This window comes from Actinacidiphila acidipaludis, assembly GCF_019890725.1.
Lineage (GTDB): Bacteria > Actinomycetota > Actinomycetes > Streptomycetales > Streptomycetaceae > Actinacidiphila > Actinacidiphila acidipaludis.
Genome location: NZ_JAINZZ010000024.1, coordinates 1 through 19,421, shown reverse-complemented (window position 1 = coordinate 19,421; position 19,421 = coordinate 1). Strand labels below are relative to the sequence as shown.

At 75.1% G+C, this 19,421-nt stretch carries 14 protein-coding genes; 4 read left to right on the top strand and 10 right to left on the bottom strand.

What is annotated here, in order from left to right; all coding sequences use genetic code 11:
• Positions 1–27: 27 nt before the first annotated feature.
• Together K7862_RS19650 and K7862_RS19645 are read right to left on the bottom strand one after the other, a co-directional pair.
• Positions 28–2,400, bottom strand: a complete 2,373-nt coding sequence (locus tag K7862_RS19650; RefSeq protein ID WP_222964275.1) for an ABC transporter permease — start codon at positions 2,398–2,400, stop codon at positions 28–30.
• A complete protein-coding gene (locus K7862_RS19645; protein WP_308012076.1) occupies positions 2,397–3,086 on the bottom strand; it encodes an ABC transporter ATP-binding protein in 690 nt (229 codons plus the stop codon). The genes K7862_RS19650 and K7862_RS19645 overlap by 4 nt, the downstream gene beginning before the upstream one ends.
• Positions 3,087–3,351: 265 nt before the next feature.
• Here K7862_RS19645 and K7862_RS19640 point away from each other — a divergent pair, with 265 nt between their 5' ends.
• Positions 3,352–4,623 carry a sensor histidine kinase gene (locus K7862_RS19640; RefSeq protein ID WP_262413467.1) on the top strand — a complete coding sequence of 424 codons (1,272 nt, stop codon included), beginning with the start codon at positions 3,352–3,354 and terminating at the stop codon, positions 4,621–4,623.
• A gap of 47 nt (positions 4,624–4,670) precedes the next feature.
• A complete protein-coding gene (locus tag K7862_RS19635; protein WP_308012081.1) occupies positions 4,671–5,369 on the top strand; it encodes a response regulator in 699 nt (232 codons plus the stop codon).
• On the opposite strand, the gene K7862_RS19630 is transcribed toward K7862_RS19635, so the two are convergent.
• The 5 genes from K7862_RS19630 to K7862_RS19610 all read right to left on the bottom strand — a co-directional run bounded on the left by K7862_RS19630 (position 5,341) and on the right by K7862_RS19610 (position 14,735).
• A complete protein-coding gene (locus tag K7862_RS19630) occupies positions 5,341–6,171 on the bottom strand; it encodes a TrmH family RNA methyltransferase (RefSeq protein ID WP_222964269.1) in 831 nt (276 codons plus the stop codon). The two genes, K7862_RS19635 and K7862_RS19630, sit on opposite strands and share 29 nt — an antisense overlap.
• Positions 6,172–6,177: 6 nt before the next feature.
• A complete protein-coding gene (gene cobA, locus K7862_RS19625) occupies positions 6,178–7,392 on the bottom strand; it encodes a uroporphyrinogen-III C-methyltransferase (protein WP_222964421.1) in 1,215 nt (404 codons plus the stop codon).
• A gap of 960 nt (positions 7,393–8,352) precedes the next feature.
• The gene (cobT, locus tag K7862_RS19620; protein ID WP_222964267.1) at positions 8,353–12,351 is read right to left on the bottom strand and encodes a nicotinate-nucleotide--dimethylbenzimidazole phosphoribosyltransferase; all 3,999 of its coding nucleotides are present in this window, start codon (positions 12,349–12,351) and stop codon (positions 8,353–8,355) included.
• Positions 12,352–12,694: 343 nt separating this feature from the next.
• A complete protein-coding gene (cbiE, locus tag K7862_RS19615; RefSeq protein WP_222964265.1) occupies positions 12,695–13,924 on the bottom strand; it encodes a precorrin-6y C5,15-methyltransferase (decarboxylating) subunit CbiE in 1,230 nt (409 codons plus the stop codon).
• Between the two features lie 136 nt (positions 13,925–14,060).
• Positions 14,061–14,735, bottom strand: a complete 675-nt coding sequence (locus K7862_RS19610; protein ID WP_222964263.1) for a GNAT family N-acetyltransferase — start codon at positions 14,733–14,735, stop codon at positions 14,061–14,063.
• A 187-nt stretch (positions 14,736–14,922) separates the two neighbouring features.
• Here K7862_RS19610 and K7862_RS19605 point away from each other — a divergent pair, with 187 nt between their 5' ends.
• Complete coding sequence (locus K7862_RS19605) at positions 14,923–15,735, top strand: class I SAM-dependent methyltransferase (RefSeq protein ID WP_222964261.1); 813 nt, start codon at positions 14,923–14,925, stop codon at positions 15,733–15,735.
• Between the two features lie 100 nt (positions 15,736–15,835).
• On the opposite strand, the gene K7862_RS19600 is transcribed toward K7862_RS19605, so the two are convergent.
• From K7862_RS19600 to K7862_RS19590, 3 genes are all read right to left on the bottom strand, one after another.
• A complete protein-coding gene (locus K7862_RS19600) occupies positions 15,836–16,681 on the bottom strand; it encodes a MetQ/NlpA family ABC transporter substrate-binding protein (RefSeq protein ID WP_308012075.1) in 846 nt (281 codons plus the stop codon).
• An 82-nt stretch (positions 16,682–16,763) separates the two neighbouring features.
• Entirely contained in the window at positions 16,764–17,468 is a 705-nt protein-coding gene (locus K7862_RS19595) for a methionine ABC transporter permease (RefSeq protein WP_222964257.1), read from the bottom strand.
• The gene (locus K7862_RS19590; RefSeq protein ID WP_222964418.1) at positions 17,465–18,574 is read right to left on the bottom strand and encodes a methionine ABC transporter ATP-binding protein; all 1,110 of its coding nucleotides are present in this window, start codon (positions 18,572–18,574) and stop codon (positions 17,465–17,467) included. Before K7862_RS19590 ends, K7862_RS19595 begins: the two co-directional genes overlap by 4 nt.
• A 506-nt stretch (positions 18,575–19,080) precedes the next feature.
• On the opposite strand from K7862_RS19590, the gene K7862_RS19585 reads away from it, so the two are divergent.
• Positions 19,081–19,421: hypothetical protein (locus tag K7862_RS19585; protein WP_222964255.1), on the top strand; the 341-nt coding region annotated here is incomplete at its 3' end.

The following is a 19,421-nucleotide window of genomic DNA, read 5'->3' as shown; positions in this document are numbered from 1 at the left end:
GTGCGGTGGCGGCCCGCCGCCCGCGGGTCACTCCGTGCGCAGTGCCGTCGCGGTGCGGGTCCTGGCGGCCCAGGTGGCCGGGAGCAGGGCGCCGAGGACGGCGATCAGCAGGCCGCCGAGGGCCAGCGGGACGAGTTGCGGCGCGTGGTAGACCGCCATGTCGACCGGCGGGATCCGGGTGCCCGCGGCCTCCCCCATCCGCGGTACGACCAGGTCGTGGAGGGCGATCCCCAGCGGCACGCCGGCCAGTCCGCCGACCGCGCCGATCCCGGCCACCGAGGTGATCACCATCCCCACCGTCTGCCGCGGCGCCATCCCGAGGGCCTTGAGCACGCCGAGGTCGTGGACGCGTTCGCGGGTGTCGAGGACGACGGTGTTGAGGACGCCGAGGCCGGCCACCAGGACCAGCATGAGGGTGAGGATGGCGGTGATGGCGTCGATGGCGACGACGGTCGCGCTGATCTCGCCGTTCCGGGCCTGCGCGCTCGCGCCGAGCGGGCCGAGCGCGGTGTCGAGCGCGGCGACGTAGCGGTCCCGATCGGTTCCGGGCCTGAGCGCGATGCTGAACGTGGCGCTGTGCTCGGTGATGCCGGCGCGTTCGAGGGTGCCGGCGTCGGTGAGCACGCGCATGCCGCCGTCGCCGGTGGTCATGGCCTCGCCGACGATCCGCGCCCGGGTGCTGCGCCCGTCGCCCTCCAGCGTCGTCCAGTCGCCGACGCGGGTACCGGTGGCCTGCAGGAAGCGGTGGCCGACCACGATCTCACCGGCCCGGTCGAACCAGCGCCCGGACACCATCTGGTAGGCGCCCCACGACGAGTCGCCCTGGTAGGCCACGGCGGTCACGGCGTCGGACACTCCCAGGAAGTGCACCTCGGTGAAGACGCTGGAGAAGGAGGCCCGGGTGCCGGGCTGTGCGGCGATGACCCGGGCGACGGCTGCGGGGTCGGCCTCCCGCGGCGGGCCGGCGGGTCCGCTGCCGGGCGCCGCGATCTGCCGCGGGAACGGATCGACGGTGACCTGGCCCGGCGAGTCGAGGTTGATACCGCGCTGCACGCCGTTGAGGGACGCCCCCAGGCCGTAGGCGAACGTGACGCCGACGGCGCCGAAGACGATCGCCGCGGCGATCGTGGCGGAGCGTCCCGGCCGGGCGAAGGGACCGGCCAGCCCCAGGCTGAACGCCCTTGGCAGCGGCAGCCTGCCCGCGAGGCGGGCGGCCCACCGCCCCCGGCCGACCTGCGGAGTGCGGCCGATGGCCAGGGCCTCGACCGTGCGCAGCCGGCCCGCGCGCAGGGCCGGGGCCAGCGCGCTGACCACGACGAGGGCGAGCACGGCGGCCGGCACGGCCACGTCGATCCACCCGGCGACCGTCAACGTGCCTGTGTGGTACGCCCCTTCGGCCTGCGACAGCAGCGGCACCGCGCCGAGGTTGCCGAGCACCACGCCCAGGACCGTGCCGGCCGCGGCGGGGATCAGCGCCTGGCCGACGTAGGCGCGGGCGACCTGGAACGGTGTGAAGCCCAGTGACTTGAGGACGCCGATGCGCCGGGTGCCGGCGCTGACCGCCCCGCTGACGACGATGCCGATGATGAGCACCGACATGACCAGTCCGAGCAGCCCGAGGGCGGCGACGAACGGCACGAACGTGGCCGTCTGGCGGTTGGCGGTGGCCCGGACGACGAGGTAGGACTGGCTGCCGTCGACGGAGCCCGCGGGGGCCGCGGCGGTGACGGCGGCGCGGTCCGCGTCCATCGCCGCCGTGCTGCCGGCCGCCGCGAACCGGTAGAGCATCTGCTGCTCGGGGGTGGTGCCGGGCCGGGTGAGCGCGGCGATCTGACCGGGCAGCACCCAGGCGTCGGCGGTCGAGGTGACCGAGCGGGCGGTGCCGACCACCGTGAGCGCAGGGTTCCCGGGTACGCCGGGCACGTGCACCTGGTGGCCGAGCAGGTCCGGCGGGCCCCAGCCGTCGGCGACGACGATCTGTCCCGCGCCGGTGAGCCAGTGACCGGAGGTGAGGGTGAGGGAGTCGACGGCGCCGCCGAGGGCCGTGCGGCCGGCGACGGTCAGCACGGGGTCGACCGGCGGCGCGGGCATTCCCGCGGGGGGCTGGGGCCGGACACCCACCGACACCAGCGGGAACGGGCCCGCGGTGGCCGTGACGCCGTGGGCGTGGGCGGTCGCGGCGACCTGGGCGGCGGTCGCCCGGCCGCCGTCGAACACCGCCGTCAGGTGGGCGCCGCGCTGCCGCGCGAAGGAGTGGTCGAAGGGCTGCTGCGACGCGACGACGAGAGCCGCCGCCATCACGGAGGCGGTCACCGCCGTCATCGTGGTCAGCGCCATCACCAGGCTCTGCACGCGGCGCCGCCCGACGCCGGCGCGCACCACCCGGCCCAGCGCGCTCATCGGGTCGCCGCCCGCTCGTCGCGCGCGAGGCGGCCGTCGACGAGTTCGATGGTGCGGGTCGCGCAGGACTCCGCGAGTGCCAGATCGTGGGTGACGAGCAGGATCGTCTGGCCGTCGTCGTTGAGTTCGGCCAGCAGTTCCCTGACCTCGGCGCCGGACGCCGTGTCCAGGGCGCCGGTCGGCTCGTCGGCCAGCAGCAGCGCGGGCCGGTTCATCAGGGCGCGGGCGACTGCGACGCGCTGGCGCTCGCCGCCCGACAGCCGCCCGGGGTAGGCGCGGGCGTGGCGGTCGATGCCGAGGTTGTCGAGCAGTTCGACGGCGCGGTCGCGGGCCGCCGCCCGGCCGGTGCCGAGGAGCTGGGCCGGGAGCAGCACGTTGTCCAGCACGGTCAGGTCGTCCAGCAGGTTGAAGAACTGGAAGACCATGCCGATCCGTTCGCGGCGGAACCGGGCGGACGCGGTCTCGGTCAGCTCGTCGACCCGCACTCCGGCGACGGTGACGCCGCCCCCGGTCGGCCGGTCGAGCCCGGCGATCATGTTGAGCAGCGTGGACTTGCCGCTGCCCGACGGACCGAGGACGGCCAGCGCCTCGCCCGCGGCGACCGTCAGCGACAGCCCGGCCAGTGCGGGAGGCCCGTCGTCGTATCTCTTGCTCACGTCCCGGATCTCGATGATCGGCGCGGTCACGCGGTCCTCCTGTGCGGTCGTCTCGGTACACGCCGAAGCTAGGGAACACGGCGGGGCCGGCGCGTCGCCCGGCGTGACGAACGGCCGTACCGTGCCGGGCGGATCGCGCGGGGCGTCATCCCGCGGATGTACGCGGCCGGTGTAGGCCGGTTCCGGCGGAACCTTCGCCGGTGGGATGTGGCCGCGCCCGTCGCCTTGGCACACTGGCGCGGTGAACAGGGAGGACGTGGTCGCGCGGATACGCGCGTTCCGTGACGTGCTGCGCATGCCGGTGGGCGTGCCGCAGCGTCCGACGCGATGGGCGTGGACCGCGGACGCGGTGCTCGCGGTGTTCCTCGCCGCCGGCACGGTGTTCGCGGCGGGCAAGGGCGAGGCACTGGTGGGGTTCGTGCCGCCGTTCAGGCCGGGTGCGGGGGTACCCCTGCCGCCCCGTCCCCCGGCGGTGCCACCACCGCGGCACGTCCCGGTCGCCGCCGGCCCGCTCTTCGACGCCCACGCGATCTCGCCCCCGTGGTGGCTGCTGGTGCTGGCGGCCCTGACGGCCGCGCCGCTGGTGGTGCGGCGGCGGCTGCCGCTGACCGCGCTGTGCCTGGTGGTGGGCGCGACCCTCGCCTACCACCTGGGTGAGGTGCCGGGGACGCAGATCAACGACACGGCGTTCTTCACCTTCGGGTCCTGTCTGATCGCCGCCTACAGCGCGGCGATGTACAGCCGCAACCGGCGGGCCCTGACGTGGTGCCTGGGCGCCGCCACCGTGGTCGTGCTGGGCTTCTACAAGCGGACGGTCCCGGACTTCACCCCCGGCTTCGTGCCGTTCCTGATGCTGATCCCGCTGGGTCTGGCCGCGAACACCCTGCACACCTGGCGGCAGCGGTTCGCGGCGCTGGAGACCGAGCAGCGAGCCGCGACACGGCGGGCGGTGGAGGAGGAACGGGCGCGGATCGCACGGGAGTTGCACGACGTGGTCACCCACAACGTCAGCATGATGACCGTCCAGGCGGGCGCGGCCCGCAAGGTCATGGACGGCTCGCCGGAGCAGGCGCGGGAGGCGCTGCTCGCGGTGGAGGCGGGCGGGCGCGCGGCACTGTCCGAACTCCGGCACGTGATGGGCCTGTTGACCATGACGGACGAGGTGGACCTGGCCCCGCAGCCGGGCCTGGACCAATTGGAGGTGCTGGCCGGGCGGATCCGCGAGACCGGCGTGCCGGTCGACCTGGTGGTGTCGGGAACCCCGGGCGTGCTGCCGCCGGGCGTCGACCTGGCGGCGTACCGGGTGGTGCAGGAGGCGCTCACCAACACCGTCAAGCACGCGGTGGGCGCGTCCGTGACGATCACCGTGCGGCATTCGCCCGAGGAACTGCGGATCGAGGTGGCCGACACCGGCGGCGCGAGTTCGCCGGCCGCGGCCACCGGCAACGCCCGCGGCCTGATCGGGCTGCGGGAACGCCTGGCCGTCTATGGTGGGACCCTCGAGGCGGGCCGCAGGATCAGCGGCGGCTACCGGGTCCGGGCCGTGATCCCGGTGGGGGGCGTGTGAACGCGAAGGACAGGCCGCTCGACGTGCCGGGGAACGTTCCGATCAACGTGCCGGGGGACGCGCCGGAGGACACAGCGGGGCTCCGTGTGGTGATCGCGGACGACCAGGCGCTGGTGCGGACCGGGTTCCGGATGATCCTGGCGGCCGACGGCATCGAGGTGGTGGCCGAGGCCGCCGACGGCGAACAGGCCGTGGAGGCGGTCCGCCGCTGCCGGCCCGACGTGGTGCTGATGGACATCCGGATGCCGGGACTCGACGGCCTGGAGGCCACCCGGCGGATCCTGGCCGGCGCTCCGGGCGAGCCGCGCGTCGTCATCCTCACCACCTTCGATCTGGACCAGTACGTGTACGCGGCGCTGGCGGCCGGCGCGAGCGGCTTCCTGCTCAAGGACGTCACGCCGGAGTACCTGGTGGCCGCGGTGCGCATGGTGCGGGCCGGCGACGCCCTGCTGGCGCCGGCGATCACCCGGCGGCTGGTGGAGCGGTTCGCCGTCCGCGACGCCGGCGCCACCACCCTGCACCGCGACCTGGCCGCGCTCACCCCGCGCGAACTGGAGGTGCTGCAACTCCTGGCCACCGGCCTGAACAACGCCGAACTCGCCGGCCGGTTCCAGCTCAGCGAGGCCACCGTGAAGACCCATGTCGCCCGCATCCTGAACAAGTTGCGGCTGCGCGACCGCGCCCAGGCGGTCGTGGTGGCCTACGAGACGGGCCTGGTCACTCCGGGATCGGAGCCCGTCCGCTGACCGGGTGGGAGACCGCGTAGAAGGCGACCGCCGCGGCGGCGCCCACGTTCAGCGAGTCGACGTCGTGCGACATCGGGATGCGCACCCGGGTGTCCGCCGCCCGCTGGGCGCGCTGGGTCAGCCCCGGGCCCTCCGCCCCGAGCAGCAGAGCGAGCCGGTCGGGCGGGGTGAGAGCGGTGAGGTCCACGGCGTCCTCGGCCGGGGTCAGCGCCAGGACGTGGAACCCGGCCGCGCGCACCACGCCGTCCAGGTCGTGCGGCCACCGCTCCAGCCGGGCGTACGGCACCGAGAACACCGCGCCCATCGAGACCTTGACCGAACGCCGGTACAGCGGGTCGGCGCAGTCCGGGGAGAGCAGCACGGCGTCCATGCCGAGGGCGGCGGCGCTGCGGAAGATCGCACCGATGTTGGTGTGGTCGTTGACCGCCTCCATGACCGCCACCCGCCGTGCGCCGGCGAGGAGTTCGGCCGGCGCGGGCAGGGGCCGCCGCTCCATCGAGGCGAGCGCGCCGCGGTGCACGTGGTAGCCGGTGACCTGTTCGGCGACCGCGGGCTCCACCAGGTGCACGGGCGCGTCGGTCGCGGCGATCACGTCACCCAGCGCCTCGGTCCACTTCTCGGACAGCAGCAGGGACCGCATGCGGTAACCGGCGGCCAGGGCACGCCGGATGACCTTCTCGCCCTCCGCGATGAACAGGCCCTCGGCGGGCTCCCGGCGTCGCCGCAGCTCGACGTCGGTGAGGGAGGTGTAGTCGGCGAGCCGGGGGTCCGCGGGGTCGTCGACGGTGACGGGTTCGGCCATCGCGGGTCAGCCCCGGGTGCCGACGTTCACGACGTCGCCCACGACGACGACGGCCGGCGGACGGATGTCCTGGTCGGCGACCGTGCGGGCGATCGTGGCCAGGGTGGCGTCCACCCGGCGCTGGGCCGCGGTGGTGCCCTCCTGGATCACCGCGACCGGGGTGTCGGCGGCCCGCCCCTCGGCGACGAGGGTGTCCGCGATCGCGCCGATCCGCTCGACGGCCATCAGCAGCACCAGGGTGCCGCGCAGCCGCGCCAGCGCGGCCCAGTCGACCAGCGAGCGCGGGTCGTCGGGCGCGACGTGCCCGCTGACGACGGTGAACTCGTGCGCGACGCCGCGGTGCGTGACCGGGATCCCGGCCGCGCCGGGGACGCTGATCGAACTGGAGATGCCGGGCACCACGGTCACGGGGATGCCCTCCGCGGCGAGCGCCTCGGCCTCCTCCATGCCCCGTCCGAACACGTAGGGGTCGCCGCCCTTGAGCCGCACGACGGCCTTGCCGGCCTTCGCGTGCTCGATGAGCGCCGCGTTGATCGCCTCCTGCGCCATCGCCCGGCCGTACGGGATCTTCGCCGCGTCGATCACCTCGACGTGCGGCGGCAGTTCGTCCAGCAGGTCCCGCGGACCGAGCCGGTCGGCGATCACCACGTCGGCCTCGGCGAGCAGGCGGCGGCCGCGGACGGTGATCAGGTCGGGGTCGCCTGGACCGCCGCCGACCAGGGCGACGCCCGCGGTGCGCGCGCGGTGCTGCGGGGCGACGAGGCTGCCGTCGCGCAACCCCGCGACCACCGCGTCCCGCACGGCGGCCGAGCGGCGGGGGTCGCGGCCGGTCAGCACCGCCACGGTCACGCCCTCGGTACGGCCGGTGGCCGGGGTCCAGGCGGTGGCCGCCCCGGCGTCGTCGCTGCGGACGCACCACACGCGGCGGGCCTCGGCCTCGGCGGAGGCGGCGGCGTTCGCGGCCGGGTCGGTGGTGGCGATCAGCGCGTACCAGGCGCCGTGCAGGTCGCCGTCCCGGTAGGCCCGCCGCTCCCAGCGGAGTTCACCGGCGGTGGCCATGGCCTCGACGGAGGGGGTGGCGCTCGGTGAGACGAGGACGAGGTCCGCGCCGGCGGAGACGAGGGCGGGCAGGCGCCGCTGGGCGACCTGGCCGCCGCCGATCACGACCACGCGGCGGCCCTGCAGCCGCAGGCCGACGGGGTACGCCGGGGCGTCTTCCAGCACGGTTGTCCTCCATAGGTCGTGTCGTCCCACCCTAGGGCGTCAGTCCCACTCTCGTGGGCCCGCCTCCCCCGCGGTCCGCCCCCGCCGGGCAGCCCCCTCTCGGGCCACGGGCCCGAGCGCCCGTTCGGCCTGGGCGGCCGGGGCCTCACACGGCCCGAGCTGCCCCTTGCGGTGCATGCCCGTCGCACGGTTCGCCGTGGCTGATCGCGCAGTTCCCCGCGCCCCTACGGGGCACGCACTGCGCGGTGCGTGCCCGTCGCACGGTTCACCGTGGCTGATCGCGCAGTTCCCCGCGCCCCTACGGGGCACGCACCGCCCCTTGCGGTGCGTCGCCGTCGCACGGTATGCCGTGGCCGAGCCCCTCTGCGGGGCACGCATGCCCCTTTGCGGTGCGTCGCCGTCGCACGGTTCGCCGTGGCTGATCGCGCAGTTCCCCGCGCCCCTACGGGGCACGCACTGCGCGGTGCGTACCCGTCGCACGGTTCGCCGTGGCCGATCGCGCAGTTCCCCGCGCCCTACGGGGCACGCACCGCCCCCTTGCGGTGCGTGTCCGCCGCACGGTTCGTCGTGGCCGAGCCCTTCGGGGCCCGAACTGCACCTTGCGGTGCGTACCCGTCGCACGGTTCGCCGTGGCCGATCGCGCAGTTCCCTGCGCCCTACGGGGCACGCACCGCCCCCTTGCGGTGCATGCCCGTCGCACGGTTCGCCGTGGCCGAGCCCTTCGGGGCCCGAGCTGCACCTTGCGGTGCGTGCCCGTCGCACGGTTCGCCGTGGCCGATCGCGCAGTTCCCCGCGCCCCTACGGGGCACGCACCGCCCCCTTGCGGTGCATGCCCGTCGCACAGTTCGCCGTGGCCGAGCCCCTCTGCGGGGCACGCATGCCCCTTTGCGGTGCGTGCCCGGCGCATGGTTCGGCGTAGCTGGGGACCCTTGGGGGCGTAACTCGGGGCGAGAGGCGTCAGGACTTTTCGGTGACGCCGGCCGCGTCGAAGGTGGCCACCTCGTGCATCACGCGTGCCGCGCTCTGGACGAGCGGGAGGGCCAGCAGCGCCCCGGTGCCCTCGCCGAGGCGGAGGTCGAGGTCGACCAGGGGCCGCAGTCCGAGGGTGGTGAGGGCCGCCATGTGGCCGGGCTCGGCACTGCGGTGCCCGGCGATGCACGCCGCCAGCACCTCCGGTGCGATCGCCCGGGCGACCAGCGCCGCCGCGCCCGCGCTGACCCCGTCCAGGATGACCGGCGTCCGCAGCGCCGCCGCCCCGAGCAACAGACCCACCATCGCCGCGTGTTCGAGCCCGCCGACGGCGGTGAGGACGGCGATCGGGTCGCCCGGGTCCGGCTGGTGGAGTTCCAGCGCGCGCCGGACCACCTCGACCTTGCGGGCGTGCATCTCGTCGTTGATGCCGGTGCCGCGCCCGGTGACCTCCGCCGGGTCCACCCCGGTGAAGACGGCGATCAGCGCCGCCGACGTCGTGGTGTTGGCGATGCCCATCTCACCGGTGAGCAGCGCCTTGTTGCCGGCCGCCACCAGGTCGCGGGCGGTCTCGATGCCGACCTCGATCGCGCGCAGCGCCTCGTCCCGGGTCATCGCCGGACCGGTGGTGAAGTCCGCCGTCCCGGGCCGCACCTTGCGCGGCAACAGGCCCGGGGTACTGGGGAGTTCGGAAGCGACACCGACGTCGATGACGCACACCTCCGCGCCCACCTGGTTCGCGAACGCGTTGCACACCGCGCCGCCGCCGAGGAAGTTGGCGACCATCTGGCCGGTGACCTCCTGCGGCCACGCCGTGACGCCCTGGGCGTGCACCCCGTGGTCGCCGGCGAAGATCGCCACCGCCGCGGGCTCGGGGATCGGCGGCGGGCACTGCCGGGACAGCCCGCTGAGCTGCGCGGAGATGATCTCCAGCATGCCCAGCGCACCGGCCGGCTTGGTCATCCGCTTCTGCCGCTCCCACGCCTCGCCGAGCGCCTTGGCGTCCAGCGGGCGGATGCCCCGCAGCGTCTCGTCAAGGAGGTCGTGCGGCGCCTCGCCGGGCAGCGCCCGGTTGCCGTACTCCTCCTCGTGCACGACCCAGGACAGCGGACGCCGCTGCGACCAGCCGGCCTGCATCAGCTCGGGTTCCTCGGGGAACTCGTCGACGTACCCGACACACAGGTACGCCACGACCTCCAGGTGCTCGGGCAGGCCGAGCTCCTCCACCATCTGGCGCTCGTCGAAGAAGCTGACCCAGCCGACGCCCAGCCCCTCGGCGCGGGCGGCGAGCCACAGGTTCTCCACGGCGAGGGCCGAGGAGTAGGGGGCCATCTGCGGCTGGGTGTGCCGGCCGAGGGTGTGGCGGCCGCCGCGCGTCGGGTCGGCCGTGACCACGATGTTCACGGGGGTGTCGAGGATCGCCTCGATCTTCAGCTCGCGGAACTGCCGCGCGCGGGCCTTCGGCAGCGACTTGGCGTAGGCCTCGCGCTGGGCCATCGCCAGCTGGTGCATCCGCTCGCGGGTCTTCTCGGAGCGGATCACGACGAAGTCCCACGGCTGCGAGTGGCCGACGCTCGGCGCAGTGTGCGCCGCCTCCAGCACGCGCAGCAGCACCTCGTGCGGGATGGGGTCGGACCGGAAGCCGTTGCGGATGTCGCGGCGCTCGCGGATGACCCGGTGCACGGCGTCACGCACGGCCGGGTCGTACGGCTCGGCGGCGGGCTGCGGCTCCGCGGCGGCAACGGCCGCCACCTCCGGAGCCGCCGGCTCGGGAGCGGACGGCTCGGCCGCCGGCTCGGCGGCGACCGGCTCCTCCACTGCGGGCGCCTCGGTCACGGGCACTTCGGTCACGGGCACGGCGGTGGCGGGCACTTCAGCGGCCGGCTCCGCCTCCGCGGGCGCTTCGACGGCGGGCTCGTCGGCTGCGGCCACTTCCGCGACGGGCTCGCCGGAGGCGGTCCCGTCCGCGGTGGGGGCCTCTTCTGCGGCCGCATCCGCATCGGGCGCCTCGACGGCGGGCACCTCGACGACGGGCGGCTCCACCACGGGGGCCTCCGCCGCCGCGGGCTCGGCGGCCCCGGTCATGACCGGCTCGCCGGCCTCGGTGACTTGCTCGGCGGCGTGCGGCTCGACAGCGGGCGGGGCGGCGGCCGGGGCCGCGGCACGGCGGGCGCGACGGCCTCGCGCGGGCGCGGCGGGTACCTCGGCGGCGACGGCAGCGTTCTCCGCCGTGGCGGCGGACTCCGGACCCTCCGGTCCGGCCTCGGCGGCCGGTGTCTGCGGGACACCTGCGGCCGCGGCCGCAGGCGGGGCGGCCTCCTCGGCGGGCGGCGCCGGGGGCTCCTCCTCGCGGGCGGCAGGCGCCCGCCGACGGCCGGTCCCGGCGGCGGTGGACGGCTTCTCCTGCACCGCCTCCTCCGAACCGCCGTGCGCGGCGGCGGAGTTCGGCTCCGCAGGGGTCACCACGGGCGCGGCTGCGGCGGGCTCCTCGGTCACGCCCGGCTCGGCGCCCGGCACGACCTCCGCCTCGGGCGCAGGCGCCTGCCTGGCCGGTGCTTCGCCCTCGGGCGCGGCGACGGCCACAACGGTCTCGGGAGCGCCGACGGGCGCAGGCCCCTGTTCCGCAACGGCGTCAGCGGCGGGTGCCTCGGGTTCGGCAGGTGCCTCGGCGGCGGCCACGGCCTGGGCGGGCACGGGGGTGCTCTCCCCCGTCGCCACCGGAGCCTCGGGCCCGACGTGCAGTGCCGGGCCGTCCTGGGCGGGCACGGCGACACCCTCGGCGGCAGGACTGCCGGCCGCGTCCGCGGCGTCCGTCCCACCGCTCGCGCTCTGCGGGGCGTCGGCGGTCGCGGCGGCGACACCGGCCGGTTCCGCGGGAGCAGTCGCGGGGGCGCCGGCCGGAGCAGCGGTGGGCGCCGGGACGGCGTCCGCGGCAGCGTGCGCGCCCGGCGCGGCGTCCGCCGGACCGGACGCGGCGGGGACGGCCGGGGCGACGGGAAGCCCGACGACGCCGGGCAGCCCCTGCACGGGCACGGCCGCGGCCACCGGACCGTCGCCCGGCAGGAACGCCACGGGGCCGCTCGGGGCCGAACCGGACGCTTCGGCGGGCGTGTTGACGGAGGGCGCCGCGGGGGCCGCGGCGGCGACGGGCGCCGGCGGCACCTCAGCCCCGCCGACCGGGACGGACTCGGCGGCCGGCGCGGGCTCGGCGGCCGGGACCTGCTCCGGCCGGGCGAACTGCGGCCCGTCCACGGAGGCGGTGGGAGCGCTGGGCGGGGTCGGCGACGGGATGCCCGCGCCCTCGGACACCGAGGGGGCCGACGCCTGCGCCGGGATCACGCTGTCGGCGTGCGGGATGAGGGACACCCGGGAGGCACCGCCCGCCTGCGGCCAGCCGGCGGCGGTGGGCTCGCCGGTCTGCTGCGCGGGGATGGCCTCGTCCCGGGGCACGTCGAGGTACTCGGGGCCCGCCGTGGGCGGTCCGGCGGTGGCCACGGCCGGGCCGCGGTCGGAGAGCGAGCGCACGGACACGCCGCCGGACGGGGTGTCGGTGACCGGCGGGCCCATGTGCAGGGGCCGGCGCGGGGTGGTGGGCGGCATCTGCAGCACGGGCGCCTCGACCGGGACCTCGGTGGGCACTTCCACCGAGATCACGTTGACCACCTGCGGCTGCGCGTAGCCCTGCGGCGGCTGCTGGAGGTGCGGCTGCGGCTGGGCGGGCACCGGCTGCGGGTCGCTCCACGCGCCCACGGAACCGGGCATGAGCAGGGCGTCGTCCTCGTCGTCGAGACCGGATCCCGCGCCGGGCTGCTGGTCGAGGTAGGTGTAGCCGGTCCCGGGCGCCTCCTGGCCGGCCAGCGGGTCCGTGCCCCACCCGGCCTGCTGCGGTACGCCGTTGCCGGGAAGGCCGGTGTGCGGCGGAAGAGCCGCATCCCCGACGCCGTTCTCCGGCAGCCCCTCGCCGGGGATCTGACCGGTGTCCGTCATGCCTGCCCCTCGCCCATCGGTTTCGCTCCTTCCAGCCGCCGTGCCACCCGTGCCGCAGCCCCTGGGAACAACAACGAGCGTGCCAGGGATGCGGCACGTCGGGCGACGGACGGCCCGAACACCTGAACGGCCCGTCAACGTACGGCGACGGCACAACGATCCGTCAGCCTACCCCGCTGCGGGAGGCCGTCCGCTCCCCCGTCCGCACCTCGGGACGTATCTCACACGATGCCCGCATTTCCCCGCGCCACCAGCGGAAACGTGCTACACCGCGACACGTTGGCGGTCCCGTTCCCAACACCCCCCGGGGGGTGGGCCGGTGGGCCCTGGGACGGCTCGGCGATCAGCGCCGGGTGCCGCTGAGGACGAAGGTCACAGCGCGCTCGCGTTCGGTCCAGTCGCTGCCCAGTTCGACGGACTGCACCAGGGACCGCTCGACGTCGTAACCGCCCTCCTCCAGTGCCCGGGTGACCGCCTCGGCCTGATCGCGGTTCGCCGCGGAGGTGACGATCCGCTCGGGCCTGCGGGCCGCGCAGGCGGCGGTGACCGCGGCGTCGGCGGTGCCGATCCGCACGACGTCGGGTTCGGGCAGGTCCTCCAGGGCGGCGGGCGCAGTGCCGTGCACGACGTGCATCTGGACGCCGTGGCCGCGTGCGGTGGCGGTGATCCAGTCGCAGGCGTCGGCGTCGCGTTCGACGGCGATGACGGCCGCGCCGAACCGGGCCGCCTCGACGGCGACCGCGCCGTCCGCCGCGCCGATGTCCCACACGAGGTCGCCGGTGCGCGGGCCCAGCCGGGCGAGTTGGAGCGCCCGCACCTGTGCCGGAACGTTCCCTCCGTACTCGGAGGACGGCAGCGCCCAGCCGCGGACGTCGCCGGGGAAGCCGGGGTCGCGGCCGGCGATCCAGCCGCCGACCCGGCTCGCGGCGCCGGGCTGCGGGTCGCCCCAGCGCAGCGACCGGGAGGAGGAGGTGCTGCCGACGACGAGGACGACGTTGGGGTCGCGCCAGATGTGGTCGGCCGCCTTGTCGGAGGTGAGGACGGTGACCTGTTCCTGCTCGGTGCCGAGCGCCTCGCAGATGACGAAGGTGCGGTGCACCCCGGTGAGCAGCAGCGCGAGTTCGGCGGGCCCGGCGCCGGGCGAGGTGAGCACGGCGACCTTGGGGTAGGCGCGACAGACGTTGACCGCGCGCCGCAGCGTGCGGCTGGTGGCGACGACGACGCGGGCGTCGTCCCAGGGCATCCCGGCGCGGGCGAAGGCCTGGGCGACGGCCGAGACGGCGGGGACGACCTCGATCTCCAGGCCGTGTTCGGGGGCGCGAAGGGCGCGGACCACGCCGAAGAAGCCGGGGTCGCCGTCGGCGAGCACGACCGCGGTGCCGCGGTGCTTGGCGATCCGGCGGGCGGCGATCTCGATGCTGCCCAGGACGATCTGCTCGGCACCCTCGGGCACGTCCGGCAGGGCGAGATGGTGGCGGGTGCCGGCCACCAGGGTGGCGGCGCCCAGTGCGGCACGGGCGGGTTCGGACAGGGGTGAGCCGTCCCATCCGATCACGGTGACCCGGTCGGCCATCGTCTTCTGCCTCCATGCCGTGTGCGGATCGCTGCGGGTCCCTGTGACGGGGCGTGCGGGTTCCTCTCCGGCAGGTCGCGGCGGAGGGCCCGGGGGAGAACCCTAACCCGGGCGGCCGGCGGCCGTGGCGGCGCGGTCAGCGCCAGTCGGCGTAGGCGGTGGAGGCGCTGCCGGAGTCGTAGAGCTCGGCCTCGGGTCCGGGCTCCAGGGTGTCGTCCAGATCCTCCGGGAGCAGGCTCCACACGAGCAGGTCGGTGCGCGTCTCGGTCCAGCCTTCCGCGTCGTCGCCGGCGCGGTCCTCGGCGCGGGTGCGGACGATCCCGGCGGCGCGCAGCACGCCCTCGCTGACGCAGCCGATCTTCTGGGCGACCTGCTGGGAGGCGGTGTTGTCGGCGGCGGTGCGCAGTTCGACGCGCTGGAAGCCCTGTTCGTCGAAGAGCCAGCGGCAGACGGCGAGCACCGACTCGCTGGCGTAGCCCTCGCCGCGGGCCCAGGGGGCGGTGAGGTAGCCGATCTCGGTGGCGCGGATCCGCCAGTCGGTGCGCTGGAGGGTCACGGTGCCCACCAGCCGCTGGGTGAGGAACTCGGTGACCGCCAGCACCAGCCCGCGGCCCTGGGTGCGCTCGGCGCCGGCGCCCCGGGAGACGAAGTCGCGGGCGTCGGCCGTGGTGTACGGATACGGGACGCCGGTCCAGGCGGTGACCAGCTCGTCGTTCATCATCTCCACGAGCGCGGGGATGTCGGCCGCCTCGTACGGGCGCAGCACCAGGCGTTCGGTGCTGAGGGTGATGTCCGGGAAGGTGGCTGTCATTCGCTGCTCCGTAACCAGGGCATGTGTGGATTGCACAGCATGCAGCATCAGGCGCGGCGTCCGCCGGGCAGGGTCGCCGCGGGGTGCGGCGGCCCGGGGCTGTGACGAACGCCCTTCCAGAGTAGGGGGAATGCCGGTCAGGGCGGATATCCGTGGACGTCATCCGATACTGCTACCGTCAGCCCGCGTGACAGTGCACCACGCAGCAGGAGTCGGTTACCAGCGGGCGGCGGGGGTCTACGAGCGCTCCCGGCCCTCCTATCCGCTCGCGGCGCTCGCCGCGCTGGCCGACGCGCTGCCCCTGGAGGCGGGCCGCACGGTCGTCGATCTCGGCGCGGGGACGGGCAAGTTCACCCGGCTGCTGGCGCTGACCGGCGCCGAGGTGCTGGCGGTCGAGCCGGTGCCGGAGATGCGCGAGCGGATGGCGGAGCTGCTGCCGGGGGTGGCGGTGACGGCCGGCACTGCGGAGTCGACGGGACTGCCGGACGCGTGTGCGGACGCCGTGGTGGCGGCGCAGTCGTGGCACTGGTTCCAGGAGGACGAGGCGCTGGCCGAGGTCGAGCGGCTGCTGCGGCCGGGCGGGGCGCTGGCACTGGTGTGGAACACCTACGACACCTCGGTGCCGTGGGTGCGCGACTACCAGGACATCTACTTCCGGCTGGCGCCGCGGGACCTGCCGCGGCCGCCGCTGGGTTCGCTGCCCGGTGATCCGGGCGCGGGTCCCGGCGTCGGTCCGGGCGCGTGGCGGGAGGCGTTCGAGGAGCGCAAGGGCTGGGGCGTGATCGAGGAGCGGCACTGGCCCAACCCGCACTCCACGACCGTGGAGGACGTGGTGGAGCGCATGATGTCGTCGAGCCACATAGCCGTGCTGGACCCGGCCGCGCAGGCACGGGTCCGTGCGGAGGTCGAGGCGGTGCTGGGGGCGCACGACGCGACGCGGGGCAGCGACGCGGTCGAGATGCCGTACACCACGGACGTGTACTGGCTGCGGTACGGCTGAGGGCCCGTACCCGGCCGTGGCGAACGGCGGGCACGGGCCCCCGCGGACCTGGGGTCACGACGGCGCGAGGTCCTGCGGCCCGGGGTCAGGCGGCCCGGGGTCAGGCGGCCTTGCCGAACGCGGGGATGACCGCGCCCTTGAAGGTGTCCTCTATGTACGTGCGCACCTCGGGCGAGTTGAGCAGCTCGGCGAGCTTGCGCACCCGCGGGTCGTTCTCGTTCCCCTTCTTCACGGCGAGGAAGTTCGCGTAGGGGTTGCCGGCGGCCTTCTCCAGGACGAGGGCGTCCTTGGCCGGGTTGAGCCCGGCCTGGATGGCGTAGTTGCCGTTGACGACGCCGGCGTCCACGTCGTCCAGCGAGCGCGGCAGTTCCGCGGCCTCCAGCTCCTTGAACGTCAGGTGCCTGGGGTTGGCGGTGATGTCGGCGGGGGTGGCGGTCTGGCCGGTCCCGGCCTTGAGCGTGATCAGCCCGTTGTCGGCGAGCAGGGTCAGCGCCCGCGCCTCGTTGGTGGTGTCGTTGGGCACGGCGACGCTCGCGCCGTCGGACAGCCCGGCGAGCGAGTGGACCTTGTGCGAGTACAGGCCGAGCGGCTCCAGTTCGACGTCCACCACGGGCACGATGTGGGTGCCGTTCTTCTTGTTGAAGTCGTCCAGGTACGGCTTGTGCTGGAAGAAGTTGGCGCCGACCTCGCCCTGCTCGGTGGCGGTGTCGGGCAGGACGTAGTCGGAGAACTCCTTGACCTGGAGGTCCAGACCGGCCTTCTTGGCCAGGTGGTCCCGGACGAAGTCCAGGATCTGCGCGTGCGGGGTGGGGCTGGCGGCGACGACGAGCGGGCCCGAGGCGTCGGAGGCGTGGGAGCCGGAGCCGGAGGAGCCGCATGCGGTCAGGCCCAGGGCGAGGGCCCCGGTGGCGAGGGCGGCGGCGGTGAACGTCAGGGTGGTACGCACGAAAAGTGCCTCTTTCTCGACCATGTACGGAGATGGGTGGTGCAGCCCCGCAACGTCGCGGGGCCAGGGTGTGGGGGGAAACTCAGGGGGTGCGCGGCCGCAGCAGCCGCAGCCTGGGAGCCGGGCCGCGGCGGCGCCGGTCCGCGGACCGGGCGGCGAGGTCGCCGGCGAGCTGCACGAGCGTGACCAGGACGACGAGCAGCGCCACGATCACCCACATGAAGCCGGTCTCGAACCGCTGGTAGCCGTAGCGCAGGGCGAGGTCGCCGAGTCCGCCGCCGCCCACCACCCCGGCCATCGCCGAGTAGCCGATGAGCGCGATCACGGTGGTGGTCGCCCCGGCGAGCAGGGACGCGAGCGACTCGGGCAGCAGGACCTTGCGGACCACCGTCCAGGTGCTGCCGCCCATCGCCCGCACGGCCTCGACCAGGCCGTCGTCGACCTCGCGGACCGCGGTCTCCACGAGCCGGGCGAAGAACGGCACGGCGCCGACGGACAGCGGCACGACGGCGGCCTGCCAGCCGATGGTGGTGCCGACGATCCCGCGGGTGAAGGACAGCAGCGCGATCATCAGGATCACGAACGGCAGCGAGCGGCCGACGTTCACCACGACGCCCAGCGCGCGGTTGACCGGGAGGTTGCGGAGCAGGCCGCCGCGGTCGGTGAGGACCAGCAGGACGCCGACGGGCAGTCCGGCGGCCACCGCGATCACCGTGGACCAGGCGACCATCCGCAGCGTCTCACCGAGCGCCTGGGAGAGCAGCGGCTCCATCTCGGACCAGGTCACTTCGCGGCCTCCGCGGCGGCGAGACCGGGAAGACCGGGAGCAGCGGCGGCGCCGGGAGCACGGGGGGCGGCGCTGCCGGTGACGTCGGCCTCGCCGGTGACGTCGGCGATGTCCACTTGCAGCCCCAGTTCGCGCAGGTAGCCGATCTGCACCACGTTGTCCTCGAACCGGCCGGGCAGTTCGATCCGCATCCGGCCGACCTGCCGGCCGTCCACGGTCTCCATGGCGGCGCCGAGGATCGACACGTCGACGTTGTAGGTGCGGGCCAGTTGGGAGATCACCGGCCGGCTGGCGCTGTCGCCGTGGAAGGTCAGGTCGACGACGGTGCGGTCGGGGCCGGAGGGCACGCCGCCGACGGGGAAGAGCTCGCCGGCGAGTTCCGAGCCGGGGGTGGCGAGGAGTTCGGCCACGGTGCCGGATTCCACGATGCGTCCGCCTTTCATGAGGGCCGCCGAGTCGCAGACGGCCTTGACCACGTCCATCTCGTGCGTGATGAGCAGCACGGTGAGGCCGAGCTGCCGGTTGAGGTCGCGCAGCAGCCCGAGCACCGCGCGGGTGGTCTCCGGGTCGAGCGCGGAGGTGGCCTCGTCGGAGAGCAGCACCTTGGGGTCGCCGGCCAGCGCGCGGGCGATGCCGACGCGCTGCTTCTGGCCGCCGGAGAGCTGGGCGGGGTACGCCCGGGCCTGCTCGTCGGACAGGCCGACCAGGTCGAGGAGTTCGCGGGCCCTGCGGGCGCGGTCGCGGCGGCCGGCGCGGCCGAGGATCTCCAGCGGGAGTTCGACGTTCTCCTGCGCGGTGCGCGTGGAGAGGAGGTTGAAGTGCTGGAAGACCATGCCGATGCCGGCGCGGGCGGCGCGCAGCGCGGCCGGCGCCCGGTCGGTGCGGCCGGCCAGCGCGGTCAGGTCGCGGCCGGCCACCTCGACGGTGCCCGAGGTGGGGCGTTCCAGCAGGTTGACGCAGCGGATCAGGGTGCTCTTGCCCGCTCCGCTCCGCCCGACGACGCCGAGGACCTCGCCCTCGCGGACGGTCAGGTCGACGCCGTCCAGGGCGCTGACCTCACGGCCGCGCGAGCGGTAGACCTTGCGCAGGTCGGTGGTGGTGATCACGATCGTGTCCATCACGTCGGGGCACACGGCGGTGACGTCCGCCGGGTGCGGGGGGATGTGCGGTGCTCCGCGGCACGCGGGCGGGCCCGGACAGGGCCGTGCGCGACCGGCCGCGCGCGCGGCGCGGCGGCGGTGGGTGTGGCGCGGGGTGGGTTCCTGCCGGCCTCGGCCGGGAGGAGGGGGTGGGACGACGAGGGCGGCGCGCGGACGTGCCGCCGGTCCCGCTTCGGGGCGCGGGAGTCAGATGGTCGGGGCCCTCAGTCAGTCACACATTCGACACGCACGACGCCGGCCGGGCATGCAGCGGACACCGGGCGTGGTCGCCTCGGTCGCGTGGCAGCGGCGGTTCGTCGTGGTCATGTGCCCCAGTAAAGCAGAGATCCGCCCGGGTTCCGAATGGTGGTCCGTTTGTTCATGATGCGGACACAGTGCCGGGCGGGAGCGCCGGCCGCCGGGAGGCCGGGGGCGGAATCGGGCGGGGTGACCGCCCGTAATACAGTTTTCGCATGGTCGACGCGGTCATCATCACGGTCTCCGTCACGGCGCTGCTCCTCGCGGCGTGGTGCGGCTACGCCGCGTACCGTGACTCGCCGACCAAGGACTGGCACTTCGCCGGCATGGCCGTCGTCACCCTGCTCGCGCTGGTGCAGCTCGTGGTGTCGCTGGTGCAGCTCGCCCGGGGCGAGCGGCCGGAGCACGGCATGGCGGTCTTCCTCGCCTATCTGATCGGCGCGGTGTGCACGATCCCGGCGGCCGCCTTCATGTCCCTTGCCGAGCGCACCCGTTGGGGCTCGGCGATCGTCGCGGCCGGCGGTGTGATCCTGGCGGTGCTGGAGCTGCGACTGGA